Annotated in this window: 23 protein-coding genes and 2 pseudogenes; 12 read left to right on the top strand and 13 right to left on the bottom strand. The window is 61.5% G+C overall.

Translation table 11 applies throughout. From position 1 onward, the window contains the following. The 6 genes and pseudogenes from DS839_RS20860 to DS839_RS20835 all read left to right on the top strand — a co-directional run. A pseudogene (locus DS839_RS20860) lies at window positions 1-258 on the top strand (S-(hydroxymethyl)glutathione dehydrogenase); the annotation flags it as partial. A 27-nt stretch (window positions 259-285) separates the two neighbouring features. Then, window positions 286-858: an S-(hydroxymethyl)glutathione synthase gene (gfa, locus tag DS839_RS20855; protein WP_119272375.1), complete on the top strand. Its 573-nt coding sequence runs from the start codon at window positions 286-288 to the stop codon at window positions 856-858. A gap of 489 nt (window positions 859-1,347) precedes the next feature. Continuing rightward, on the top strand, window positions 1,348-3,144 hold the full coding sequence (locus DS839_RS20850) for a methanol/ethanol family PQQ-dependent dehydrogenase (protein WP_438816541.1): 1,797 nt from the start codon (window positions 1,348-1,350) through the stop codon (window positions 3,142-3,144). Window positions 3,145-3,243: 99 nt separating this feature from the next. After that, window positions 3,244-3,750 (top strand): c-type cytochrome, methanol metabolism-related, encoded by a 507-nt coding sequence (locus tag DS839_RS20845; protein WP_119272373.1) that lies wholly within the window; start codon window positions 3,244-3,246, stop codon window positions 3,748-3,750. After that, window positions 3,738-4,586, top strand: a complete 849-nt coding sequence (locus DS839_RS20840) for a substrate-binding domain-containing protein (RefSeq protein ID WP_119272372.1) — start codon at window positions 3,738-3,740, stop codon at window positions 4,584-4,586. Before DS839_RS20845 ends, DS839_RS20840 begins: the two co-directional genes overlap by 13 nt. Window positions 4,587-4,747: 161 nt before the next feature. Beyond that, a complete protein-coding gene (locus DS839_RS20835) occupies window positions 4,748-5,011 on the top strand; it encodes a hypothetical protein (RefSeq protein WP_119272371.1) in 264 nt (87 codons plus the stop codon). Between the two features lie 26 nt (window positions 5,012-5,037). On the opposite strand, the gene DS839_RS20830 is transcribed toward DS839_RS20835, so the two are convergent. The 11 genes and pseudogenes from DS839_RS20830 to DS839_RS20775 form a co-directional block, all read right to left on the bottom strand. Further along, window positions 5,038-5,652: a hypothetical protein gene (locus DS839_RS20830; RefSeq protein WP_119272370.1), complete on the bottom strand. Its 615-nt coding sequence runs from the start codon at window positions 5,650-5,652 to the stop codon at window positions 5,038-5,040. Beyond that, complete coding sequence (locus DS839_RS20825) at window positions 5,649-6,509, bottom strand: ABC transporter permease (RefSeq protein ID WP_119272369.1); 861 nt, start codon at window positions 6,507-6,509, stop codon at window positions 5,649-5,651. Before DS839_RS20825 ends, DS839_RS20830 begins: the two co-directional genes overlap by 4 nt. After that, window positions 6,506-7,279 carry an ABC transporter ATP-binding protein gene (locus DS839_RS20820; RefSeq protein WP_119272368.1) on the bottom strand — a complete coding sequence of 258 codons (774 nt, stop codon included), beginning with the start codon at window positions 7,277-7,279 and terminating at the stop codon, window positions 6,506-6,508. Before DS839_RS20820 ends, DS839_RS20825 begins: the two co-directional genes overlap by 4 nt. 28 nt (window positions 7,280-7,307) lie before the next feature. Next, window positions 7,308-8,282 carry a YVTN family beta-propeller repeat protein gene (locus tag DS839_RS20815; RefSeq protein WP_119272367.1) on the bottom strand — a complete coding sequence of 325 codons (975 nt, stop codon included), beginning with the start codon at window positions 8,280-8,282 and terminating at the stop codon, window positions 7,308-7,310. A gap of 20 nt (window positions 8,283-8,302) precedes the next feature. Beyond that, complete coding sequence (locus tag DS839_RS20810) at window positions 8,303-9,505, bottom strand: ABC transporter substrate-binding protein (RefSeq protein WP_438816539.1); 1,203 nt, start codon at window positions 9,503-9,505, stop codon at window positions 8,303-8,305. 12 nt (window positions 9,506-9,517) lie between these two features. After that, complete coding sequence (locus DS839_RS20805) at window positions 9,518-9,835, bottom strand: hypothetical protein (RefSeq protein WP_368911782.1); 318 nt, start codon at window positions 9,833-9,835, stop codon at window positions 9,518-9,520. Between the two features lie 239 nt (window positions 9,836-10,074). Next, window positions 10,075-11,205 (bottom strand): pyrroloquinoline quinone biosynthesis protein PqqE, encoded by a 1,131-nt coding sequence (gene pqqE / locus DS839_RS20800; protein WP_119272365.1) that lies wholly within the window; start codon window positions 11,203-11,205, stop codon window positions 10,075-10,077. Further along, window positions 11,202-12,223, bottom strand: a pseudogene (pqqC, locus tag DS839_RS20790) (pyrroloquinoline-quinone synthase PqqC). The gene pqqE and the pseudogene pqqC overlap by 4 nt, the downstream one beginning before the upstream one ends. Beyond that, entirely contained in the window at window positions 12,220-13,119 is a 900-nt protein-coding gene (pqqB, locus tag DS839_RS20785) for a pyrroloquinoline quinone biosynthesis protein PqqB (protein WP_368911792.1), read from the bottom strand. Before pqqB ends, pqqC begins: the two are co-directional and overlap by 4 nt. Before the next feature lie 46 nt (window positions 13,120-13,165). Further along, the gene (pqqA, locus tag DS839_RS20780; protein ID WP_119272414.1) at window positions 13,166-13,243 is read right to left on the bottom strand and encodes a pyrroloquinoline quinone precursor peptide PqqA; all 78 of its coding nucleotides are present in this window, start codon (window positions 13,241-13,243) and stop codon (window positions 13,166-13,168) included. A 232-nt stretch (window positions 13,244-13,475) separates the two neighbouring features. After that, window positions 13,476-14,333 carry a LysR family transcriptional regulator gene (locus DS839_RS20775; RefSeq protein ID WP_119272361.1) on the bottom strand — a complete coding sequence of 286 codons (858 nt, stop codon included), beginning with the start codon at window positions 14,331-14,333 and terminating at the stop codon, window positions 13,476-13,478. A gap of 73 nt (window positions 14,334-14,406) precedes the next feature. Here DS839_RS20775 and DS839_RS20770 point away from each other — a divergent pair, with 73 nt between their 5' ends. The 5 genes from DS839_RS20770 to DS839_RS20750 are packed head-to-tail and all read left to right on the top strand — an operon-like array spanning window position 14,407 to window position 20,253. After that, window positions 14,407-15,738, top strand: coding sequence for an aspartate aminotransferase family protein (locus DS839_RS20770; protein WP_119272360.1), 1,332 nt, complete (start codon window positions 14,407-14,409; stop codon window positions 15,736-15,738). 1 nt (window position 15,739) lies between these two features. Next, on the top strand, window positions 15,740-16,168 hold the full coding sequence (locus tag DS839_RS20765; RefSeq protein ID WP_368911781.1) for a cobalamin B12-binding domain-containing protein: 429 nt from the start codon (window positions 15,740-15,742) through the stop codon (window positions 16,166-16,168). Further along, window positions 16,165-17,856, top strand: a complete 1,692-nt coding sequence (locus DS839_RS20760) for a methylmalonyl-CoA mutase family protein (protein ID WP_119272358.1) — start codon at window positions 16,165-16,167, stop codon at window positions 17,854-17,856. The genes DS839_RS20765 and DS839_RS20760 overlap by 4 nt, the downstream gene beginning before the upstream one ends. 10 nt (window positions 17,857-17,866) lie before the next feature. Then, a complete protein-coding gene (locus tag DS839_RS20755) occupies window positions 17,867-18,616 on the top strand; it encodes an enoyl-CoA hydratase/isomerase family protein (protein ID WP_119272357.1) in 750 nt (249 codons plus the stop codon). Between the two features lie 50 nt (window positions 18,617-18,666). Continuing rightward, a complete protein-coding gene (locus tag DS839_RS20750; protein ID WP_368911780.1) occupies window positions 18,667-20,253 on the top strand; it encodes an AMP-binding protein in 1,587 nt (528 codons plus the stop codon). A gap of 14 nt (window positions 20,254-20,267) precedes the next feature. Here DS839_RS20750 and DS839_RS20745 read toward each other — a convergent pair whose 3' ends face one another. Together DS839_RS20745 and DS839_RS20740 are read right to left on the bottom strand one after the other, a co-directional pair. Further along, window positions 20,268-20,771, bottom strand: a complete 504-nt coding sequence (locus DS839_RS20745; protein ID WP_162918696.1) for a flavin reductase family protein — start codon at window positions 20,769-20,771, stop codon at window positions 20,268-20,270. An 18-nt stretch (window positions 20,772-20,789) separates the two neighbouring features. Further along, window positions 20,790-22,226 carry an NAD-dependent succinate-semialdehyde dehydrogenase gene (locus tag DS839_RS20740; RefSeq protein ID WP_119272412.1) on the bottom strand — a complete coding sequence of 479 codons (1,437 nt, stop codon included), beginning with the start codon at window positions 22,224-22,226 and terminating at the stop codon, window positions 20,790-20,792. Between the two features lie 216 nt (window positions 22,227-22,442). Here DS839_RS20740 and DS839_RS20735 point away from each other — a divergent pair, with 216 nt between their 5' ends. Next, window positions 22,443-24,389, top strand: a complete 1,947-nt coding sequence (locus DS839_RS20735; RefSeq protein WP_119272355.1) for a sigma-54-dependent Fis family transcriptional regulator — start codon at window positions 22,443-22,445, stop codon at window positions 24,387-24,389. The last annotated feature ends 4 nt before the right edge of the window (window positions 24,390-24,393 follow it).

Raw genomic sequence — 24,393 nt, 5'->3', positions numbered from 1 at the left:
GTGATCATCGGCGTTGCCGGCGCCGGCCAGGAGATAGCGACCCGGCCGTTCCAGCTGGTGACCGGGCGCGTCTGGCGCGGCACCGCCTTCGGCGGCGCCCGCGGCCGCACCGATGTGCCGAAAATCGTCGACTGGTACATGAACGGCAAGATCGAGATCGACCCGATGATCACCCACACGCTGAAGCTCGAGGATATCAACCGAGGCTTCGACCTCATGCATAAGGGAGAATCGATCCGCAGCGTCGTGGTTTATTGAGAAGGCCAATCTAGGGAGGTGTTACCCATGGCGATATCCATTCATCCTGCAGTAGACAATGGGATCAAGCCCGCCGCGAAGGATTTCGCGGGCGGCACGCTTCAATGCAAATGCTCGTCAAACCCCGTGACCGTCAGCATCGGCGCGCAGACCGCCCATAATCATGCCTGCGGCTGCACCAAGTGCTGGAAGCCCTCGGGTGCTGTGTTCTCGGTCGTCGCCGTCGTGCCGCGCGACAAGGTCAAGGTGACAAGCAACGAGAGCAAGCTCAAGGTCGTGGATTCCAATGCAACGATCCAGAGACACGCTTGCCAAAGCTGTGGCGTTCACATGTATGGCCGCATCGAGAATACCAAGCATCCCTTCTATGGGCTGGACTTCGTCCACACTGAATTGTCGAAGGAAAGCGGCTGGTCGCCGCCCGAATTCGCGGCCTTCGTCTCCTCGATCATCGAGTCGGGCGCAAAGCCCAGCGAGATGCCCGCAGTCAGGGCGCGGCTCAAGGAACTTGGCCTCAAGCCCTATGACTGTCTGTCGCCGCCGCTCATGGATGCGATCGCGACACACATCGCCAAGCAGGCAGGCGTGCTCAAGGAGTGACGCGATCGTTTCTCCGCGCACTGAACGCCCAAGGGCTTGAAAAGTTCCCGCGTTGCTGCAGTGCAAAGAGACCTAAGTAGGAGATGATTTTTATTGCGGAGGAAAAGTGGCGGTATATGATTCCATCATCTCGATTGTGAGAATGTTGGCTCAAGAGACCGCTGACATCTGCAATAGAGATCGGAAGAGCGTGCGCAAGAGGCGCCTTCCTGCCAAGGCGTAGAACGCCTCAACTCGACGGCATTTTTGGAAAGACGCTGTTTGGCGTTCATTGCCAAGCGGGCGGTGGATTCGTCCATCACCCGCTCTATGGGACGGTTTTTTTGGACGGGCGCTGTTTGGCAATCACTGCCAGGCAGATGCTGTGGATTTGTCCATCCACTGGGAGGAACCCTGATGCCTAAATTACTCCTGTCAGCAGTAGTGTGCCTGGGTACCGTGACAGCATTCATGTCGGGAGCAGTCAAGGCAAATGACGAGCTCCAGAAAATGTCCGAGAACCCGAAAGACTGGGTCATGCAGTCGGGCGACTACTGGAACCAACGCTACTCGAAGCTCAACCAGATTACCGCCGAGAATGTCGGGAAGCTTCAGCCCACCTGGACGTTCTCGACCGGCGTCCTGCGTGGTCACGAAGGTGGCCCGCTTGTGATCGGCGATACGATGTATGTGCATGCGCCTTATCCGAACACGGTCTATGCTCTCGATCTCACCAAGGATGGCGCGATCAAATGGGCCTATGAGCCGAAGCAGGATCCCAACGTGATCGGCGTCATGTGCTGCGACACGGTCAACCGCGGCGTGGCCTATGGCGACGGCAAGATCTTCCTCTACCAGGCCGACACGACGCTCGTGGCGCTCGATGCCAATACCGGCAAGGAAGTGTGGAAGGTCAAGAACGGCGATCCGGCCAAGGCCGAAACCGGGACCAACGCGCCGCATGTGATCAAGGACAAGGTGCTGGTTGGAATCTCGGGCGGTGAATACGGCGTGCGCGGGTCGATGACCGCCTACAACATCAAGGACGGAAAGCTCGCCTGGCGCGGCTTTTCCACCGGCCCCGATTCCGAGACGCTGATGGATCCCGAGAAGACCACACATCTCGGCAAGCCGGTCGGCAAGGATTCAGGGATCAATACGTGGGAAGGCGACCAGTGGAAGATCGGCGGCGGCACGACCTGGGGCTGGTATTCCTACGACAAGGATCTGAACCTCGTCTATTACGGGACCGGCAACCCCTCGACCTGGAATCCGGTCCAGCGTCCCGGCGACAATCGCTGGTCGATGACGATCTTCGCCCGCGACATCGATACCGGGATGACCAAGTGGGTCTATCAGATGACGCCCCATGATGAATGGGATTTTGACGGCGTCAACGAGATGATCCTTGCGGATCTCGATATCGGCGGCAAGCCGCGCAAGGCGCTCGTCCATTTCGACCGCAACGGCCTCGGCTATACGCTGGACCGCGAGACGGGCGAATTGCTGGTGGCCCAGAAATACGACCCGACGGTCAATTGGACGACCGGCGTCGACATGGATCCGAACAGCAAGAACTACGGGCGGCCCACGGTGGTGTCAAAGTACTCGACCCAAAGCAATGGCGAGGACACCAATACCACTGGCATCTGCCCGGCGGCTCTTGGAACCAAGGACCAGCAGCCGGCGGCATTCTCGCCCGACACCGGGCTCTTCTACGTGCCGACCAACCATGTCTGCATGGACTACGAGCCCTATAAGGTGAGCTACACCGCAGGCCAGGCCTATGTCGGAGCCACGGTTGCCATGTATCCGACACCTGGAAGCCATGGCGGCATGGGCAATTTCATTGCCTGGGACGCCAAGGAAGGAAAGATCGTCTGGTCCCTTCCCGAGCAGTTCTCGGTATGGTCCGGAGCGCTCGCGACCGCGGGTGGCGTCGTGTTCTACGGCACGCTCGAAGGCTATCTGAAGGCAGTGGATGCCAAGACGGGCAAGGAGCTTTACAAGTTCAAGACTCCTTCAGGCATCATCGGCAATGTCACGACCTATGAGAACAACGGCAAGCAATATATTGCCGTATTGTCCGGCGTCGGCGGCTGGGCGGGTATAGGCCTTGCGGCCGGCCTTCTCAATGCCGAGAACGCGGCGGCCTGGCATAACGCCGTCGATCAGGGCAACGTCCCCGAAGACGCAGAGAAGCAGGTCGGCACCGCCGGTCTCGGCGCGGTCGGCGGCTATGCCGGTCTTGCCAAGTACACCTCTCTCGGCGGCTCGCTGACCGTCTTCGCGCTGCCGGGCGAGTAGAACGTTCCGACAGACTGACAAAATTGGGGCCCGGTGCGTTCAGCACAATGCACTGGGCCTTTTAGTCTCTGGCGTGACAGCTGTTTCAAGAGGTGCTTCATGTTCCGTGGAATATTGGTTGCCGGATTCCTTGTTCTTGCCAGCGGCGTCGCATTTTCCGAACCGCCCGGCGATCCCAAATCGGTCGCCAGCGAGGATGGCAAATATGCGGATGCCAATGGCGACCCGACTTACAATGTCGGGCCCGACGGCACGGTCGACTGGTACACATTCTCGGGCTATCGCCGTTATCATTCCGATTGCCATGTCTGCCACGGCCCCGATGGCCTGGGCTCGAGCTATGCGCCCGCCCTTACCGAATCGGTCAAGCGCATCAGTTACGTGGATTTCATCGGCGTGGTGGCGAACGGCCGCAAGGAAGTCAACGCGGCGAAACAGAATGTGATGCCGGCCTTCGGCACCAACAAGAACGTCATGTGCTATCTCGATGACATCTACATCTATCTGAGGGCGCGCTCGACCGATGCCATCGGCCGCGGCCGCCCGGCGAAAAAGGCGGCAAAGCCCGCCTCCTTCATCGAGGCCGAAAAAGCATGCATGGGCTGATTTGCCGGACCCTCATGGCGCTGGTGATCATGGCCGCCGGCTTCGCGCTGCCGGCGGCCGCACAGCAAAAGGGATTGGGGGCCGCCATCGAGCTGGTCGATCCCACGACGTTGCGCGTCTGTGCCGACCCCAATAACCTGCCCTTCTCGAACGAGAAGGGCGAAGGCTTCGAGAACAAGCTTGCGGAACTGGTCGCGCGCAAGCTCGGCAAGTCGCTTAGCTACACCTATTTTCCGATGACGATCGGTTTCGTCCGCAACACGCTTGGCGCCCATAAATGCGATGTCATCATGGGCTATCCCCAGGGCGATGAGCTCGTGCAGAATACCAATGCTTATTACCGGACGGTCTATACTCTGATCTACAAGCCGAACCATGGGCTTGACGGACTCAAGACGCTGGCTGACCCGCGGCTCAAGGACAAGCGGATCGGCATCATCGCCGGAACGCCGCCCGCGACCAACATGGCGATCAACGGATTGATGGCGAAGGCCAGGCCCTATCCGCTGCTGATCGACACGCGCTACACCTCCTCCGCGGCGCAGATGATCGACGATCTGCATACGGATGAAATCGATGTGGCGGCGCTATGGGGGCCGATGGCGGGCTATTATGCCAAGATGTCGAAGGAGCCGCTTGTCGTCGTGCCGCTGCTCAACGAGCAGAAAGGCTCGCGCATGACCTTCCGGATCACCATGGGAGTTCGCTCTTCCGACCAGGAATGGAAGCGTACCCTCAATCGGCTGATCCGCGAAAATCAGAAAGAGATCAACGCCTTGCTCATCGAGTTCGGCGTGCCTTTGCTCGACGAGCACGATCAGCCGATCACTCAATAGGCACCAAACCTATATGTGCTTGACGTTGCGGCTGGCGCATTAGCCTGTTAAAGTGCCGCTAAGTAAGACTCCTGATTCGGGGCTCAGGCTTTAGATCAAATCGATTCAAGCTCGTGAGAGTCGCTCCATGCGCTTCGCATGTCGGCGAGAAGGAATTTTATTTGCTCAACGCTCTCATCCTCGTCTGCACGGTCCTGGTCACACCGGATCTGCGCGACTGCAATGCTACGAATGCGCGCATGGTGATCGTGGCGCCGGAAGAATTCGCAAGCCCGGTGACCTGCGCCATGTATGGCCAGGCCTATGTCGCCGGAACGTCGATCGGACGGAAGCTCGGCGAAAGCGATCGCATCAAGATCGTCTGCAGGCCGCACCCCTCGCCCGGATCACCGATAGAGGTGCGCAGCGCCGAGCCGCACGACTGACGGTCTGCTCTTTTCCAGACAATCCGTTATTGAAGCGCAGCCTCGATCGCGCGAACCAGCACGAACAGGCGTTGCTCGATCAGGACCGGCACTTCGCAGACGAAGCGCAGCGAGCGCTGGCGCTCATCGAAGACCCGCAGGCTCCAGGTGAGCTGTTCATTCATTTGGGCGAAGCTGGACTTGTCGGCATTGGCGTCCTTGCGCAGGGAATCGAGCTTCGCGGTTTCTTCGCGCAGCGCTTCCGCAAGCTGTTTCTGCTTTCGCCCATAGCGCTCGATCCCCGCGATGATATGCGAGCGCTCGCCATTGATGGTCTCGAAGAGGCCCGCGAGCAACGCCAGGAGCTTGTCCCGCTTGGCATCGCCTGAAGACGCGGCCAGCGCCGTAATGGCTTTTCGGGCCTCGTCTTCGCTGGTTCGGCGCGCCGCCAGGCGTTCGACGAGGCTTGCGATATCGGGATCCCTGCGCCACTTGCCCGAGTCGAGGTCGAGCGGCGGTCCCGACCAGACGGAAGCGAGCGAGAGCTCGGACACCTTGCGCTGGACACAAGGCCAGTCGTCCGAAGCGGCAGCATGCGCCGTCGCCGGCAAAACTGCAACAAAGGTCAAGGCAAGCCAAAGCGGGAGAGTGCCACGCCTCATTCCGATCCTCCCAATGCCGGTGCGCCGCGCCTCGCGATGAAGCCGCGCGTCGGATCATAGGCGATGATGGCGCCGATGAGGAAAGCCGCTGTCGTTGCGACGACGATGACAAGGGCTTGCCAGTTGATCTCGCCATGAAGCGAGAAGCGGATGAGCTCGACGGCGTGCGTGAACGGATTCCACTGGCAGATGTAATAGAGAAGCGGGCTCGATTCCCGCACCCGCCACAGCGGATAGAGCGCCGAAGAGGCGAAATACATGGGAAAGATCACGAAGTTCATGATCCCGGCGAAATTCTCGAGCTGCTTGATGAGCGACGACAGAAGCAGGCCGATGGATCCGAACAGGAGGCCGCATAGAATGAGGGCCGGCAGCACGGCAAGATAGCCGAAAGCCGGCGGCCTCACCTCCCACAGCCAGGCGACGGCAAGGAACACGTAGACTTGCAGGATGGATACGGCGACGCCCGCAACCAGCTTGGAGACGAGGAGATACCAGCGCGGAAACGGGCTCACCAGAAGGGTGCGCATATTGCCCATCTCGCGATCATAGACCATCGACAGCGACGACTGCATTCCATTGAAGAGCTGGATCATCGCCACCAGTCCCGGCGTGATATAGACCTCATAGAGAACATAGGTCTCGTAAGGCGGGATGATGGACACGCCGAGGACCTGGCGGAATCCGGCAGCGAAGATGAAGAGCCACAGAAGCGGCCGCACCAGTGCTGCGATGAAGCGCTCGCGCTGATGCAGGAACCGCAAGCTTTCCCGCCAGACGATGCCGGTGAGGCAAATGACATATTGCCCGACCGAGAATCCGATGCGCGGCTTCGTGGCGGGGATGCTTATCGTCATGCCGCTGCCTCGCTTGCCGCTCGCGGCCGGTCGGCGCCGGTGAGTGCTGCGAATGCCGATCTGATGTCGCGTCCGCCATGCTGGCTCACGACCTCGGCGACCGGCCCCTCGGCCAGAATGCGGCCCTGATGCAGGATCACCACACGATCCTGCATCTCCACCTCCTCGATGAGATGGGTCGCCCACAGGACGCCGATGCCTTCTTCGCTGACGAGGCGCCGCACATGGCCGATGATGTCGGCGCGCGAACGAATGTCGAGACCGACCGTCGCCTCATCGAGCAAAAGGAGATTCGGCCGGTGAAGAAGGGCGCGGGCGATTTCGACGCGGCGCATCTGGCCGCCGGAAAGGTTGCGTACCTTGTCTTTGTGCCGATCGGAAAGATCGAACCATTCGAGCATCAGGGCGGCGCGCCGCCGCCCCTCGGCGCCGGCGATGCCGTGAAGAGCTGCATGATAGGTCAGGTTCTGCATCACCGAGAGATCGAGATCGACGGTGCGCTGCTGGAAGACCACGCCCAGGCGCCGCAATGCTTCTCCCGGCAGCCGCGCCACGTCGTGACCGAAGACCTCGATCCGGCCTTCACGCGCATCATAGAGACGGGTGATCAGCGCGAAGAGGGTCGACTTGCCTGCGCCATTGAGTCCGAGCAATACGGTGAAGCCGCCGACCGGGACGTCGAAGGACACGCCGTCAAGCGCACGCCGCGCGCCGTAAGCATGACCGACATCGGTGACACCGAGCGCTGGCTTCGAGCTGTCTGCGGTCATCGGCAAAGTCGATAGTCCTCCTCTCGCGTCAGTTCGGCGCCACGACGATGCCCCATGGAAGCCCGCCGACGGTGAGCGATTTCACCGCTTCATCGGTCGCAATGTCGATGAAGGTGATGTCGTTCGACACGCCGTTGGTCGAGATCACCATCTTCTCGTCGGGCGTGATGGCGAGCTGCCAGACGCGCTGGCCAACAAGGATATACTTCTCGACCTCATAGGTCTCGCCATTGATCACCGCGACGCGATTGGCGGGACCGAGCGCGACATAGGCCTTCTTGCCGTCCTTGGTGATGCGCACGCCGACCGGCTGGATCGCTTCCGCCCTGAGACCCGGGATCTCGAAGGTGATCTTCTTCTTGATGGTGCGCGTCTTGTCGTCGATGACGCTCACCGTTCCGCCGATTTCGGCCGATATCCACACTTCCGAGCCGTCCGCCTTGTATTCGGCAAAGCGCGGACGTGAGTCGACGAGCACATTATGCGTGATCTCATGCGAGGCCGTGTCGATGAAATGCGCCATGTTCGTCGTCTCGGACGTGTTGACCATGGTCTTTCCATCCGGGCTGATCCCCATGCCTTCGGGCTCGACGCCGACCGGCACCTCGGCGACCACCGCTTTCTCCGCCATGTCGACGACGGTGATGAGGTTGTCGTCCTCATTGGCGATATAGAGCTTGCTGCCATCGGGATTGAGAATGAACAATTCGGGATCGGGACCCGAAGGCAAGGTGCCGACTTGCTCGAAGGTCTGCGCGTCGATCATTTCGACCGTGTCGTCGTCGCTGGCGCAGAGCAATATGTACTTGCCGTCCTTGGTGACGGTGATCCCCCGCGGCCGCTGGCCCACCTTGATGGTCTTGACGACCTCCATCTTCTCCGAATCGACGACGGAGATGGTGTTGTCCTTCTCGTTCGAGACGTAGACCTTGTATGCGCCGGCGGGCGTCGCCGCGACGGCGAGCGCCAAGGTTCCGGAGAACAACAACTGACTCAACTGCATGCGGGTCTTCCTTCTGTGGCTCATGGCAGCTTGCACTTCGTCTCAGGCTGATCGATGCCGAGCGTGTCGAGTTCGGAGAGCTGGTGCAGGAATCCTTCCTGCGGCGACACCGATACGACCGAGCGGGCATCGCTCAGAAGAACCGGCTGCCGGAGCTGCCAGTTCCAGCTCCGGAAGGTGACCTTCTGTCCTTTGAAGGCGGCCAGCGAAAATTGCGGCGACTTGATGTAATCCGCGATCTTCTGCACATCGCCCGAGCCGGTCCGCTGCGCCGCCTCGCCGATGATCCGCACCGCCGTCCAGGCTTGCATGTCCTTGGATTGCATGCGCCGGCCGGTTGCCTTGACGAAGCGGTTCTGGATCTGCGTCGCGCCCCATTGCTCATGCGCCGGATGCCAGCTCGAGGGCACGAGGCCGGCCGAGCCCGCGACCGGGCGCGGCACCCAGGTGCGATAAGGCAGATAGGTCGCGAAGACCTCGCTCTCATCCGCCGCGACCACGACATCATGATCGGCAGCACCTTGGGTGAAGACGGGCATCTGCCTTTGGATCTGCACCTGGCCGGTATCGGTGCGCCGGGCGCCGCCCGTGTCCTCGAAAACGCGCTCTTCGACGATCTTGGCGCCGAAGCGCTTGGCGGCGCGCCGAAGCGCATCGGCCCAGAGCTGGTCCGCCTCATGCGAGCCCCTGATCAGGAACCAGTTGCGCCACTGTTTCCAGACAAGATATTGGCCGAGCCCGTCCGCCAGCATGGTGCGCGTGGGTGCGGTGTGGAAGACATTGACGCGGCACTCCTCTTCTCTCAGCCCATCGTCGGTGGCGCCGGCATTGAAGACGAGCACATGGCGCTCGCGCACGGCATCGGCGATCTTCAGCACCATGGCGGCAGGCAGATCCACGATGAGATAGGAGAAGCCCGTATCGACAAGCTTGTTCGCGGCAGGAAGCGGATCAGCCTCGGGCGCGATCTTCACCTCTTCCAGGATGAAATTCTGCTTGAGGAATTTGCCGGTCGTATTGTTGTCGTTGATGGCGACCTTGGCGCCGCCTACCCCATCATCGGGGGGCGGAACATCGAGCACGGACAGCGCAAGCTTCTTTTCGTCGAGCCGCAAATAACCGATCCGGAATTCGATCGCCTCATTGGCGCGGGCGTTGAGCGCGCCCAAAAGCCACATCGCTGTCGCGAGAAGGAAGAGCCGACCCGGTGACATGTGTTGCATGAAACTCCACCCTCAGAAACAGCGGATCTCGGCTTCGGCTTCCGCCCGGCGCAGCTCGTCGGTCGCCTGCCGTGCCGGCGCGCTCTGGCGGAAGATGACGCCCCTCTCGCCCACGACCTGGCCCATGCTCATGAATGTCTCGGCGGTGACATAGCGCTCGTAGGGCAGGATCGAGGCGATGACGTCGATCGAGCAGGAGCATTTATCAAGCGCCTCGCGCGTCTCGCCATTCACCTTCATGCAGCCATAGACATAATCGGCCCTGGCATTCGTCGGATAGTCGTTGAAGGACTGCGCCGCGGCAGGCAGCGCTGCAACGAGGACTGCCAACGATAGGACTATCGCGTATGGAAGTCGCGAGGCTTCTCCATCATTCCCCTTCTCCCGCGCGCAGCGTGGGAGAAGGTGGCCGAGGGCCGGATGAGGGCTCTTCTGCGCAACGCGCTCTGATCTCAACGAGTATTCCTTGCGGAGACAAAGAGCCCTCACCCGCCCTTCGGGCACCCTCTTCCATTGCTTCGCAACGGGCGAGGGGAAACGTCCCGCGGCAAACAGGGCGGCAAGGAGTTTCATGGCACCGCCTCGGGAATGTTCGTCGCCCGATCGCTGCGTTTCTCGAAGCCGCGATAGTGATATGCACCATTGGGCTGGGCGGCGTCGGCCGCGGCGATGGCTTCGACGCGCTCATGAAACGGCGACTTGCAACAGACGGGATCGGCTTCCTCGGCCGCACCTGCGATCGCCAACGCCTGGCATCGGCATCCGCCCCAGTCGATCTCGCGGCGCTCGCAGCTGCGGCAGGGCTCGCGCATCCAGCCCGTGCCCCGGAACGCATTGAAGGCCGGAGAGGCGGCCCAGATTTCGGCGAGGCTCCTGTCCTTGACGGTCCAGAATTCGAGACCTTGTATCGTCTCCGCCGCATGACAAGGCAGCACCTTGCCTGACGGCGTCACATTGAGCGACTGGCGTCCCCAGCCGCCCATGCAGGCCTTGGGATAGCGGGCATGGTAATCCGGCACGACCGCATCGATGACGATCGTTCCGGCATATTCGCGGCGCAGGCGTTCGACGGTCGCAACCGCGGCCAGCGTCTCTTCGCGGGTCGGCATGAGGAGGCTGCGGTTCTTGAGCGCCCAGCCGTAATATTGCGCATGGGCGATTTCCACGCGCTTGGCGCCGAGATCGACGGCGAGGCGCACGAAATCCTCGATCTCCCCGATGTTGCGGCGATGGATCACCGCATTGAGCGTCAAAGGGATATCAAGGCGCGTCACCAGCCGCGCCGTTTCGAGCTTCTGAGCCAGCGCCCCGTCGAGGCCGCCGATCAGGTCGTTCGTCTCGGGCCTCGTCGCCTGGAAGGACAGCTGCACGTGATCGAGTCCCGCTTCGGCCAAGGCCGTCATCTTCGCCTCGTCGAGGCCTATGCCTGAGGTGATGAGATTGGAATAGAGGCCGAGTTCCGCGCAAGCCCGCACGATGACGGCAATATCCTTGCGCGAAGTGGGCTCGCCGCCCGAGAGATGCACTTGGATGACGCCGAGCCGGGCCGCCTCGGCGAGCACGCGCAGCCAGGTCTCGGTGTCGAGCTCCTGCGAGCGGCGGTCGAGCTCGACCGGGTTCGAGCAATAGGGGCAGCGCAGCGGACAGCGATGCGTCAACTCCGCCAGCATTCCCGTCGGCGCTGCGATCCTCTCCGTCATAGCTCGATGATCCGTTTGGCCGCGAGCCCGCTCAGGAACTCGCGCACGTCGCTCGCCACCTCTTCGCGCGCGGCGCCGAAGGATTGAGTGAGATCGTCGATGATCGCATCGAGCGTCGTCTTGCCGTCGCAGCGCTTGAGGATTTCGAGCGCGATGCCGTCGGGCTTGAGGATCCGTTCGGGCGCCAGCAGCATCCACTGCGAACGAACATCGTCATAGCGCAGCCGCACACCGCGCGGCAGCCGCGGGATGATGTCGCCGGAGATCGCAGCCGCTTCGGTCATGATGAAGCCTCCGGCTTGAAGGCGCCGGGCGGGACATGACCCGGCTCGACATAAGCGTGATGCAGCGCGTCGAGCTGCACCCACAACACCTCGCACTTGAATTTGAGAGCGGCGAGAACGGCATCCTGCTGGTCGGGCCGGCGCGCATGTGATTTCACATAATTGAGAGCGAAATCCGCATCGCGCGGGGCCTGGGTCAGGCGCTTGTCGAAATAGGCCAGTGTCTCTTTGGAAATGAAATCATAATTCGCCAGCATCCCGCTCACTCTTTCGGCGATGATGCTCGGAGCGAACAGCTCGGTGAGCGATGAGGCGATCGCTTCGAGCAGGCTCCGTTCGCGCACGAAATGGACATAGGCGTCGACCGCGAACCGCGTTGCCGGAAGGATGCCGCGGGTCGAGGTGACATAGTTTTGACTGAGGCCCAGCCCATCGGTGAGCGCCAGCCAGCGCACCATGCCGCCGTCATTCTCAGCTTCGCCGTCATGGTCCACGATACGCTGGCGCCAGATGCGCCGCAATTGCGGATCGTCCATTCTCGCCATGATGGCCGCATCTTTCACCGGGATCATGCTCTGATAGTAGTAGCGATTGAGCGCCCAGGCCTGGACCTGGCCGCGGTCGAGCTTTCCCGAATGCAGAAGCCCATGGAACGGGTGCAGGTGGTGATAGCGCTCGGTGCCGATCGCGCGCAGATGCTCTTCAAGCTGGCCCGGGCTCAGCAACGTCGTCACAGCTCGATCTCCATTCCATCATAGGCGATCTCCCAGCCGGCTGCCTCGGCCTGGCGCCGCTCGGGCGTCCCGTCGATGAGAACCGGATTGCTGTTGTTGATGTGGATGAACACCTTGCGTTGGATGCCGAGATCGCCGAGCCCTGCAATCGAGCCCTCAGGACCCGACATCGACACATGTCCCATCCGGCGGCCGGTCTTGCTGCCGATGCCTTGCCGGATCATCTCGTCATCCTGCCAGAGCGTGCCGTCGAACAGGACGAGCGGCGCATTCTTGAGCCGGGCGCGGAGTGCCGGATCTATGTCGGCGCATCCCGGTATGTAATAGAACTGCGTCTCTCCCTTGGAGATCTTGAGGCCGATCGTCGATTGCCATTCGCCCTTAGTCTCGGGTGCATCGGATTCGCGATAGAGCGGAACCTTGCCGGCGACGGTGAAGGGTTCGATCGTGAGCCCGTCGGCCATGACGACAGGTCTGTCGAGCTCGACGCGCTTTCGCGGCACGATGCTTTCATCGACCGCGGCAAAGATTTGATTTCGTCCGATTTCAGCAAGCACAGCCGTAGTTCCAAAGATCACAAAGGGCTGGCTTTCCCGAAGGCTCAGCAGTCCGGCGACGTGATCGATATCGCCATTGGTGAGAAAAACCCCCTCGATCGGTGAGCCCCGTTTCGTCCCTTGAGGGTGAAGCGCACGTGTCTGGAGGATCTGCAGCCGCACATCCGGCGAGCAATTGAGCAAGAGCCATTTCTCGCCACTGGCTGACACGGCGACAGAGGACTGTGTCCGTGCTCGCACCCGAGGGTCACCCTGCCAGAACAGGGCACATGCCTCGCAGCCGCAGTTCCATTGCGGGAAACCTCCGCCCGCCGCTGAACCCAGCACGATGATCCGCACCCGAGCCATCACAGGATGACTCGAGCGCCGCGATCACATTCGAAGATCAGAGTTCGGCCGGGAAGTAGTCGTTGATTTCCAGACCAATGCACACTTCTTCGATAGTCGGTTTCACCCACTTCATGGTGTCCTCCATCGCAAACCCGCCGTGGCTGGCGTTCCATTTTCTACATCCGCGAGTATAGCAGCATTGGCATCTAAGTCCACAGAATCCAGTGGAAAAACCGATGGTTACGCTACGGTAGATCACTGCGACTTTGGTGGCATTTGATGGCCGGCGAGAGCCGTTTCAGCAATCTCGATCCGTTGTTTGCCACTCGGGGCATTCGTCACGCGCTCACGCGCCAATGCACACTTCAGAGCGTGGGAAGAACCCGGCGAATGTGATCGGCAAATGCGTCGATCGCCGGCGACGGTTCGGGCTGGGCGATGGCGATCAGGACACCCAGGCGCGGCAGGCCCGGCAGGGGCTTGTCGAGGATGAAAAGATCGGATGGAACCGCTTCTTGGGTCATGACGCTGATCGCGAGACCCGACCGCGCGACCCCGACCAGTCCCGCAATACTGTTGCTCGCATAGGAGATTTTATATTTCATCCTGGCGCGGTCCATGGCATCGCAGGCCGCGCGATGGTCCATCGCATTCGACGCCGGCAAGGCCAAGGGCACGGTATCGCCGAAGCCGTGAAGCTCGAGAGTGGGCTTGCTGCCGACCCAGACCAGCGACTCCGCACGCACCACACCCCTCGGATCGGCGAGATTCAGCGTGGAGATGAGCGCAAGGTCGATCTGCCGGGACGCCAACAGAGTCAGGAGCTCGACCGTCGGCGCCGATACGACCTTGATTTCGACATCGGGATGGATGGCGCCGAAGGTCTTCAGCAGAGTCGGGAAGAACGCGATCAGATAATCCTCAGGCGAGCCGAAGATCAGCGACCCGCGCAATCCGCGGTTGGAGAACGCCGACAAGGCCTCGTCATGGATTTTCAGGATGCGCTCGGCATAGGCCAGGAATCGCTCCCCTCCCCCGGTGAGCCGAACCCCGCTCCCGCTGCGATGCAGGAGACTTTGGCCGACGATCTCCTCGAGCCGCTGCATTTGCATGGTGACTGCCGATTGGGTTCGTCCGACCTGGACCGCCGTCGCGCTCAGCGATCCGGAATGCGCGGCATGGACGAAAGTGACCAGAAGCCTGAGGTCGATGGGTGGCTGCATATCAATTTAACTTATATCCGATACCAAATACTATCAATTTTACTGAGACCAGGCCAGCCGATAATCTCTTTCGATGGACACATTGACCCCCAGACCATCCAAGAATGACGATCGCGGCTTCTGGTCGTCGGCGGACAAGCACTTGATCAGATATGGCGGGAAATTCGATCCCGCCATCATCGAGCATGCGAAGGGAAGCTTCGTTTACGACGCCGACAACCGGCCGATCCTCGATTTCACATCGGGCCAGATGAGCGCGCTGCTCGGCCATTCGCACCCGAAGATCGTGGCGGCGGTCCGCCATCAGATCGACAGGGTTGCACATCTGTTCAGCGGCATGCTGTCCTGGCCGGTGGTCGAGCTTGCCGAACGTCTGGCGGCGCTGGCGCCCGGTTTGGACAAGGCCCTGCTGCTGTCGACCGGTGCCGAATCCAACGAAGCCGCGATCAGGATGGCGAAGCTCGTCACCGGCAAGCATGAGATCGTTGCCTTCAGCCAGAGCTGGCACGGCATGACCGGCGCCGCCGTCTCGGCGACCTACAGCGCGGGCCGCAAGGGTTTCGGCCCGGCGATGGTCGGATCGCTGGCCATCCCTGCGCCCAATGCTTTTCGACCGCGTTTCAAGAATGCGGACGGCACGCTCGATTGGCAGACCGAGCTCGATGACGCCTTCATGCTGATCGACAGCCAGTCCACCGGCAGCCTGGCTGCGGCCATCGCCGAGCCGATCCTGTCGAGCGGCGGCATGATCGAATTGCCGCGCGGCTATCTCGCGGCCCTGAAGAAGAAATGCCATGAGCGTGGCATGCTGCTGATCCTCGATGAGGCGCAGACCGGAGTCGGGCGAACCGGCGACATGTTCGCTTTCCAGAGAGACGGCGTCACGCCCGACATACTCACGCTCTCCAAGACCATTGGCGCGGGCCTTCCCCTGGCTGCCGTCATGACGACATCCGAGATCGAAGCCGCCGCTCATCAGAAGGGTTTCCTGTTCTACACGACTCACGTTTCGGACCCGCTGCCGGCCGCCGTCGGCCTGGCGGTGCTCGACGCGGTGAAGGAGGAACGGCTGGTCGAAAGGGCGCGCGAGCTGGGCAAGAGATTGTCCGATGGTTTGCTGGCGCTCAAGCAACGCTATCGCTGCATCGGCGATATTCGCGGCCGCGGGCTGATGCTCGGCGTCGAGATCGTCGCGGATGGCCCGGGCAAGAAGCCGGATCAGGAGCTGGGCGCAAGGATAGCTGCCGAAGCCTTCCGGCGCGGCTTGAGCATGAATATCGTGAAACTTCCCGGCATGGGCGGGGTGTTTCGGATCGCGCCGCCGCTGACGATTTCCGAAGCCGAAATCGATCTCGGGCTCGGCATCATGTCCGAAGCGATCGAGCATGAGCTGGCAAGGAATTGAGGTGGACACGACCAACACAGTTCCGCAGGGAGCCATCAGGGTGCTTGTCGCCAAGCTCGGCCTCGACGGCCACGACCGGGGCGCCAAGGTGGTGGCGCGCGTCCTGCGCGATGCCGGAATGGAAGTGATCTACACCGGACTCTACAAGACGCCGGATCAGGTGGTCAGCGCGGCAATAGAAGAAGATGTCGATGTGATCGGGGTCAGCCTTCTGTCCGGCTCGCATGTGCCGCTGTTCCGCGAGCTGTGCAAATGCCTGCGCGACAAGGGCGCCGACCATATTTTCGTCGTCGCCGGCGGCGTCATTCCGGAGCGCGACTATGAGTCCCTGATGGAATCAGGGGTGGACGTCATCGTGCCGCAGGAGGCGCGCGCCGAGCTGATCGTCTCGAGCATCGCCGGGCTGATCGCGGCCCGTGGAAACCGATGAAACTGTTCTCTGAGCAAGCGCTCCAGCGCCTTCGGGCAAACGAGGCCGAGTGGGAAAGGAACGAGCTTGCCGCCGCGCTGAAGACCAGGCCGGAGGAGCGGTCCGAATACCAGACGGATTGCGGCCTTCCGCTCAAGCGGGTCTATACCGCCGCCGATGTCGCGGATATCCCTGAGGACGATCTGGGGCTTCCTGGCGCCTATCCCTTCACCCGCGGTGTCTATCCCACGATGTATCGCGGGCGGCCGTGGACCATCCGGCAGGTTGCGGGCTTCGGCAATCCCGAAGCGACGAACCAGCGCTACAAGTACATGATCAACGCCGGCCAGACCGGACTGTCGACCGATTTCGATCTGCCGACCCTACTCGGCCTCGATTCCGATGATCCGATGGCTTTCGGCGAGGTGGGCCGTGTCGGTGTCGCCATCGACACCATCGAGGACATCGACCGCCTTTTCGACGGTATCGATCTCGAAAAAATCTCGGTTTCCCTGACCATCAACCCATCGGCCTGGGTGATCTATTCGATGTTCGTCGCCGTGGCCGAGGAGCGCGGCTGCGACCTGCGGAAGATCGCCGGGACCTTGCAGGCGGATCCGTTGAAGGAATATGTCGCCCAGAAGGAATGGATCTATCCGGTGCGGCCCGCCGTCAGGCTGCTGCGCGACCTGATCGTCCACAGCACCAGGACGACCCCGAAGATCAATCCGATCAGCCTGAGCGGCTATCACCTCTCCGACGTCGGCGGAAATGCGATCCAGGAAGTCGCCTTCATCCTGGCTTTCACCATCGCCTATTGCGAGGAAGTCATCGCCGCCGGCATGGACATCGACGATTTCGCGCCGCGGCTGTCCTTCTTCTTCATCAGCCATCAGGACTTCTTCGAGCAGATCTGCAAGTTCCGCGCGGCCAGGCGCATCTACGCCAAGATCATGGCGCAGCGCTTCAAGGCCAGGAAGCCGGAATCGATGCGGCTTCGGGTGCATGTCCAGACCGCGGCGATGAGCCTGACGAAGGTCGAGCACCAGAACAACTTGATGCGCACCGCGATCCAGGCCTTGGGGGCGGTCCTTGGCGGCTGCCAGAGCATGCACACCAATGGCCTGGACGAGGCTTTCGCCATACCGACCGAGGAAGCGATGAAGCTCGCCATCCGGACCCAGCAGATCATTCGCGATGAAATCAACGTGACATCGGTCATCGACCCGCTCGGCGGCTCCTATTTCGTCGAGCGCCTGACCTCCGACATGGAGCAGGCCATCTGGAAGGTGCTCGACGAGGTCGACGGACGCGGCGGCGCGGTCAAACTGGTGGAGGAAGGCTGGTTCCAGCAGGAGCTGGCCGACTCCGCCTATGCGACCTTCAGGAAGATCGACAGCGGCGAGAAGGTTTCTGTCGGGGTCAATCGCCATGTCGATGCTCAGAGCGACAAGGCGGATGTCGATATCCATCCCTATGATGAGCAATGCACCGCGCTCCAGATCGAGCGATTGAAGAAGGTGCGCGCCAATCGGGACAACCGGCGGGTCGAGGCGCTTTTGAATGAGCTTAAGCTCGAGGCCCGGTCCGACGATGTCAACTTGCTGCCCAAGACTATCGAGCTCGTGAAGGCGAGAGCGAGCCTTGGCGAGATCTGCGGCGCGCTCCGCGATGTCTGGGGCGCATACAAAGAACCTTTGATCGTCTGAGGAAATCTCCATGCCGAAAGCCGTCATCGCGCGCCACGACGGGCCTGTTGTCTGGATCAGGCTGAACCGGCCCGAGCGCTTGAATGCCATGAACAAGGAGCTCGTCGAAGAGCTGTCCCGCTCCCTCGATGCGGCGGAAGCAGACGAAAAGGCGCGGGTCGTCATCATCCATGGTGAAGGCAGGGCCTTCTGCTCGGGTGACGACCTGAAGGATCTCGATGCGCAGACCGCATCGGAAGAGGCGACCCAGGCCTGGGTCGACGCCATTCAGCGGGTCACCCTGCAGATCATGCAGTCCCGGAAAGTCATCATCGCGGCGGTGCATGGCTGGTGTGTCGGCGGCGCGCTCGAATGGGCCATCAATTGCGACTTCACCTTGTTTGCCGACAATACGCGATGGTTTTTTCCCGAAGTGACCTATGGCCTGTTCGTCACCGGCGGCGTGACGGCGCTTCTGACCAAGCAGGCGGGTCCGCAGGTCGCCAAGGAATTGATGATCCTCGGAGAGCGTCACGATGCGAAGAAGGCGCTCGAGGTCGGCATCGCATGGCGGATCGTCCCCGAGGCTGAATTGCTGGGCGAAGCGCAGAAGCTCAGCCGTCTGATCGCCGAGCGCCCCGCCGGTGCCGTGGCCGACATGAAACAAGCGATCAATGAAGGCTTCCACTCTTCCCTCGCCGACGCCATGGCGCTCGAAACCAAGGCGACCGTCCGTGGCTTTCTGTCGCCCGAAGCACAGGCGCGGGCAAAGGAATTTTGAAAACACTCATGCTGTATCGACTCGCGACTACTATCTCCGATATTCCCGGCATGAGCGACAACGATATCGAGAGCCGGGTGCTGCCCAGAATACTGTTGCGCCAGGCCGAACGGCTTGGGGCAAAGGACTTCCTCAACATCTCAGGCAGATCGGCAAGCTTCGAGGAGGTCCTGACACTCTCGCGCAAGCTCGCCGGCGGTCTTTACAGGTTGGGCGTGCGCCGCTCCGACCGGGTCGCGATCCTTTTGCCGAATTGCTTCGAGTTCGTGGCAGTGTGGTTTGCCGCTTCCATCCTGGGGGCGATCGAGGTTCCGAGCAACCCGGCCTTGAAAGGCGACCTTCTGTGTCACAACCTGAACAATTGCGGCGCGGAGATCCTCATCGCCGATGCGAGCGGGCTCGGCGAGATCGCCAAGGGGCAAGGCAATTTGCCTGGCATCAGGACGCTTATCCTCGTCGGCGCTGATCCCAAGGAAGCGAGAGCCGCCGGCATCACGATCGATCGGATCGTTGCATTCGAGGAATGCCTCGGCCCTGAGATCGACCCCGTTCCGGCTGACGTTCATTACAGCGATCCGATGGCCATTCTCTACACGTCGGGGACGACCGGGCCGGCCAAAGGCGCGCTCATGTCCCATCACCACTGTTATTCCTGGGTTGTCGCGATGGCCCGCAACCTGGGCTATACGGAGCGCGACAGCTACTTCACGTCTTTGCCGCTCTTCCACACCGACGCTCAGATGTTCGGTGTCTATATGCCGCTCGTCTATGGCACCCAGGCGACATTGGTGGACGGCTTCAGCGCTTCGCGATTCTGGGATCAGCTTCGCTTGAGCGGCGCGACCGCGACCAATCTCCTGGGCGCAATGGCGGTCATACTCATGCGCCAGCCGGCCTCAGAGCGCGATCGGGACAATCCGGTCCGGGTGTGCCAATGCATTCCCATGGTGCCGGAGAAGGAGGCTTTCGAGCAGCGCTTCGGCATCAAGCTGGTCACGGGCTACGGGCAGACGGAGACCAGCTTCGTGACCTATGACACGGTCGATGAGTCACGGCCGGGATCCTGCGGCCGGGTTGCTCCCGATTGGGAAGTCGCGATCGTCGATGCGACCGACCGGCAGCTAGCGCCCGGCACGGTCGGTGAGATCGTCGCGCGCCCGAAGAAGAGCTGGTCGATGTTTTCGGGCTACTACCGCGCCGAGGCCAAGACGGTGCAGACCCTGAGAAACCTCTGGTATCATTCCGGCGATGCGGGCCTCATGGACGAGGACGGATGGCTCTATTTCAAGCACCGTCTGAATGAAGCGATCCGGCGCCGCGGCGAGAACATTTCGGCCTATGAGCTCGAAAGCATCGCCGAAAAGCATCCCGATATCGTGGAAAGCGCCGCTTTCGGCATCCCCTCGGAGCTCACCGAAGAGGACATCATGGTCGTGGCGGTCCGTGAAGGGGGATCGACGATGGAACCGGCCGATCTGCTGGCGCATTTCGCCGAGCTGGCGCCCCGCCACATGATCCCGCGCTATATCGAGATCACCGACACGCTGCTTCCCCGAACCCCGACGGAGAAGATCGCGCGAAGCGAGCTCAGGCAGCGAGGGGTGACAGCCGCGACCTTCGACCGCGGAACACGATAATGGATATTCCCAAGTCACTCTTCCTGTGAAGCTGGCTGCGCTGACAGGCTTACAAAGCCTTTGCGATGCCAGAGCAAGCAGCGATCCGCGTTCTTGTTGGGAAGAAGGATGTCATGGATCATGGCCACGACGATGGTGTGGCTGAACCCGTCATGGGTCGCCGAGATGCGGCAGTCGAAGGCGACGGATGCGCCGGCGAGAAGCGGCGCACCGGTTTCCTGAAAACTCCACAGCGCGCCCTCGAACCGGTCCGCGCCCTTCGCCCGGGCGAAGTGATCCGCAAAGGCCAAGAGCGTGTCCGGGATGACGGAGACTCCGAGAAATCCCTGCCGCATGATGACATCATGGGCAGAGGCGCTCTTGTTGATACAGACGATGAGTGACGGCGGATCCGCGGAGAGACTGCACACCGCCGTCGCCATGAGGCCGCTCGGCACCCCATCCTCGATCGTCGTGATCGCCGTCACTGGCCCGGCAAAACGCTGCATCGCTTCCCTGAAGTCGTCCGACCTGATCATGGCAATGCCCTCTTTGAGTTAGATCGCGTCCATCGTGATGAAGCGCGTGGTCAGATAGGCCTCGAGGGCTTCGCTCCCGCCTTCATAGCCGTGGCCCGAGTCCTTCACCCCGCCATAGGGTGTTTCCGGCAAGCCCAGACCGATGTGATTGATGGTCAGCATGCCGGCCTGGATGCCCTGGGCAAGGCGTCGGACCGTCGCGGCACTCGTCGTCCAGGCATAGGAGCCGAGGCCGAAGGGCAGCCGGCTCGCTTCCTCGATGGCTTCGTCGAGATCCACGAAGGACCTGATCCAGGCCACCGGGCCAAACGGCTCTTCATTCATGGCCCGCATGCGGCTTGTGACTTCGGTGACGACCGTCGGCGCAAAGAAATACCCCGTATTGCCGATGCGTTTTCCGCCCGTTGCGACGTTTGCTCCCTTTGCGGTCGCATCCTCGATCAGCGCTTCGACCGCTGCCCTGCGCCGCTCGCTGATCAGCGGTCCCATTTGCGTTCCTTCGGCGAGGCCGTCCCCTACTTTCAACGCCTCGACCTTTTTCAGATAGGTCTCGACGAACTGGTCATGCACCCGCGACTGGATGAGGAAGCGGGTCGGCGAGATGCAGACCTGGCCGGCATTCCTGAACTTGGCGCCGACAAGCGCTGTGGTCGCTGCTTCGATATTGGCATCATCGGCGATGATGACCGGCGCGTGCCCGCCCAATTCCATCGTCACGCGCTTCATATGGAGGCCGGCCAGGCTTGCGAGCTGCTTGCCGACCGGGACGGATCCCGTGAAAGAGATTTTGCGGACCGCGGGATGCGGAATGAGGAACTGTGAAATTTCCGCTGGCGTGCCGAAGACCAGGTTGGCGACGCCTGCAGGCAGTCCGGCCTCCTGCAAACAGCGAAAAAGGACGGCTGGCGCGGCTGGCGCCTCTTCCGGACCTTTGACGATAATGGAGCAGCCCGCGGCCAGTGCCGGACCGAGTTTGCGCACGATCTGGCTCATGGGAAAATTCCAGGGCGTGAAGCCGACGCTCGGACCTACCGGATCCTTTATCGTGACTTGCTGCACGCTGCAGGAGCGGGCGGGAATGGTTCGGCCATAGGTCCGCCGGCCCTCTTCGGCAAACCAGTCGATCAGGTCGGCGGATGAGCCGACCTCAAGCCGCGATTCCGCCAGCGGCTTGCCTTCATCCGTCGTCAACAGGCGGGCTGCGTCTTCGAGCCTTTCGCGCAGCAGTGCCGCGGCCTTGCGCAGGACCTTGTACCGTTCGAATGCCGAAGTCTTCGCCCAGACGATGAACCCGGCGGCTGCGGCGGCAACAGCCCTTTCAAGATCGCCGATGGATGCATGGGAAACAGCACCGATGACGTCGCCGGTTGCCGGGTTCGTCACGGCAATGGTGCGCCGATCCGAGCTGTCGCACCATTCGCCATTGATGAAGAGTCGTGTGTCCGGATAGTTCAACGGTTCCTCCGCTTCGCTGCGCAATGCCTTCAGCTCCTTCAGCAATTGACATGCCAGCAGGTTAATCGATTGAAATCAGAGGATTTTGTTCGTTTGCGGAAGAACTGTAATGGCCCGTCTCCCGCAAGCGAGTCTCATGAGTGAGACTCGCTTGCCAGGCAAACTTGACTTGCGTCGGCTCCAAACCCTTTAATGCAAGCGAGGAAACGAACCGGCATGCATGATCTGGAGCAGCATTTTCGCCTGATCGAAAGAACGGTTCTCGCCGGGCCCAACAAGGCCGACGCGACTTGGCGCACCGCCTCATGGTCTCGCTGCCTGCAAGACTACAAGCTCAATCCGTCGGCAACCGGACTTGTGTGTCTGACGTCAAGGGAGGTGCGAGAGGAAATCGAGATCTATGGCGAGAACCTGTCGTTGGCCGAAACTGAACTCGAATCGACCCTCTCCATGATCGAAGGCGGCGGCTACAGCGCTCATATCGCCAATCGGAACGGCATCATCATCGCCGAGCGGCAAAGCAAGGATTCCACCTACAACTGCAGCTTGGACAGGGTAGGCGCCGTTTGGAGCGAGGAAATAGGCGGAACAAACGGGATCGGCACATCGCTGCGCGATATGCGGCCGACAACGGTCTATCTCACCGATCATTTCTACGCCAACCTCACCGGGGAAGCCTGTGCATCCGCGCCATTTTTCGACCCCTATGGCGAGATTCTGGGGGTGGTCAATCTCTCGACGCGAAATCCCGGTGTTCCGCACTTGGCCCACAGGGTCGTCTTCGGCGTCGCGCAGGCAACCGCGGACCGGTTGGAAACGGCATATTTCCGCAATCTGTTTCACGATTTCCATACGCTGGCGGTGACGGCAGACCATCTGTCATCGGCGATATTCGCCGTCGATTCGGATTTCAGGATCATTGGCGCCACGCGCAGTGCGCGCCGGCATTTCAAGATCGACGACTCGGCCATCGGCGCGCGGTCGCTTTGGGCGATTTTCGAGAAGGTCAGGGGCAACCCATCGCTTGACCAATTGGCCGAGAGGCCCCGGGAGTTGCGCCACCTGGAGACCGGTGCGGCAGCGACTGTGGCCTTGCGCAGGCCCGTCTCGGCGAAGCATACGGTTCCAACGCAAAAGCAGCCCTCATCGAAGCTTTCGCAGCGGCCGAAGGGGGCAAGGCGCGCCATCACATTGGCTGAGTGCGCCGGCAGCGATCCGCAGATGAATCGGAGTATCCGCATCCTGCAGAAGGTTTCCGGCACTGGTCTGCATTTGCTGCTCCTGGGCGAGACCGGCGCGGGAAAGGACACGCTCGCTCGCGCATTGCACATTGAAGGCAGCAGAGCCTCCGGGCCATATGTCGCCTTCAACTGTTCCGCCATGCCGGAATCCCTGATCGATTCAGAGTTGTTCGGCTACAGCGCCGGCGCCTTTACCGGCGCCAGCAAGGACGGCAATAGTGGCCGGATCGTCGAGGCCGACAAGGGCACATTGTTCCTCGACGAGATCGGCGACATGCCCGTGCATCTGCAAACGCGCTTTCTCAGGTTCCTGGAAACGCAGGAGGTCATGCCGCTCGGCGGCGGCAAGCCTCGCCATGTCGACGTCCAGATCATTGCCGCGACGCATCAGGACCTGCAGGCGAAAGTCGCCGCCGGCACGTTCAGGCAGGATCTGTTCTATCGCCTGGCGGGCACGGTGGTCACCCTTCCCGCCTTGCGCGAACGCACCGATCTTCGCGAGATCATCGTAAACCTGCTGGCCATGGTTTCGGAAGGGGCGCCGGTGCCGATTTCCGATCCGGCCATGCAGCAACTGCTGTCCTATTCCTGGCCGGGCAATGTCCGCGAGCTTCGCAATGTGCTGACCCGCGCGGCGCGGCTCGCTGAAAAGGTGATCCAACCTGACGACCTCATGCTGACGCCCGCTTATTCCGCTTCCAATGCCGCCTTTTCGAACTTGCGCGACTTGCCTGGACGAGACGAGCCCCTTGCGTCGGTCTCGAGCCGGCAGGCATCGGACCTTGCCGTCCGGGATGCCATCTTCGCTGTGATTGGGCGCCATGGATCGGACGCCATCGCCTGCAGCAAGGCGCTCGGCATCAGCCGGGCGACGCTCTACCGAAAGCTCCGGCAATACGGACTCTCATTGACCGACAACTGAAGCT

The sequence above is a fragment of the Taklimakanibacter deserti genome (genome assembly GCA_003574785.1).
This window is presented reverse-complemented; position numbering and strand designations above follow the sequence as displayed.

What these genes read in the sequence shown, in the direction of transcription:
- gfa (WP_119272375.1), top strand. Translation starts at nt 286, where the DNA reads ATGGCGATATCCATTCATCCTGCAGTAGACAATGGGATCAAGCCCGCC.
- DS839_RS20850 (WP_438816541.1), top strand. Translation starts at nt 1,348, where the DNA reads ATGTCCGAGAACCCGAAAGACTGGGTCATGCAGTCGGGCGACTACTGG.
- DS839_RS20845 (WP_119272373.1), top strand. Translation starts at nt 3,244, where the DNA reads ATGTTCCGTGGAATATTGGTTGCCGGATTCCTTGTTCTTGCCAGCGGC.
- DS839_RS20840 (WP_119272372.1), top strand. Translation starts at nt 3,738, where the DNA reads ATGCATGGGCTGATTTGCCGGACCCTCATGGCGCTGGTGATCATGGCC.
- DS839_RS20830 (WP_119272370.1), bottom strand. Translation starts at nt 5,652, where the DNA reads ATGAGGCGTGGCACTCTCCCGCTTTGGCTTGCCTTGACCTTTGTTGCA.
- DS839_RS20825 (WP_119272369.1), bottom strand. Translation starts at nt 6,509, where the DNA reads ATGACGATAAGCATCCCCGCCACGAAGCCGCGCATCGGATTCTCGGTC.
- DS839_RS20820 (WP_119272368.1), bottom strand. Translation starts at nt 7,279, where the DNA reads ATGACCGCAGACAGCTCGAAGCCAGCGCTCGGTGTCACCGATGTCGGT.
- DS839_RS20815 (WP_119272367.1), bottom strand. Translation starts at nt 8,282, where the DNA reads ATGCAGTTGAGTCAGTTGTTGTTCTCCGGAACCTTGGCGCTCGCCGTC.
- DS839_RS20810 (WP_438816539.1), bottom strand. Translation starts at nt 9,505, where the DNA reads ATGCAACACATGTCACCGGGTCGGCTCTTCCTTCTCGCGACAGCGATG.
- pqqE (WP_119272365.1), bottom strand. Translation starts at nt 11,205, where the DNA reads ATGACGGAGAGGATCGCAGCGCCGACGGGAATGCTGGCGGAGTTGACG.
- pqqA (WP_119272414.1), bottom strand. Translation starts at nt 13,243, where the DNA reads ATGAAGTGGGTGAAACCGACTATCGAAGAAGTGTGCATTGGTCTGGAA.
- DS839_RS20775 (WP_119272361.1), bottom strand. Translation starts at nt 14,333, where the DNA reads ATGCAGCCACCCATCGACCTCAGGCTTCTGGTCACTTTCGTCCATGCC.
- DS839_RS20770 (WP_119272360.1), top strand. Translation starts at nt 14,407, where the DNA reads ATGGACACATTGACCCCCAGACCATCCAAGAATGACGATCGCGGCTTC.
- DS839_RS20760 (WP_119272358.1), top strand. Translation starts at nt 16,165, where the DNA reads ATGAAACTGTTCTCTGAGCAAGCGCTCCAGCGCCTTCGGGCAAACGAG.
- DS839_RS20755 (WP_119272357.1), top strand. Translation starts at nt 17,867, where the DNA reads ATGCCGAAAGCCGTCATCGCGCGCCACGACGGGCCTGTTGTCTGGATC.
- DS839_RS20750 (WP_368911780.1), top strand. Translation starts at nt 18,667, where the DNA reads ATGAGCGACAACGATATCGAGAGCCGGGTGCTGCCCAGAATACTGTTG.
- DS839_RS20745 (WP_162918696.1), bottom strand. Translation starts at nt 20,771, where the DNA reads ATGATCAGGTCGGACGACTTCAGGGAAGCGATGCAGCGTTTTGCCGGG.
- DS839_RS20735 (WP_119272355.1), top strand. Translation starts at nt 22,443, where the DNA reads ATGCATGATCTGGAGCAGCATTTTCGCCTGATCGAAAGAACGGTTCTC.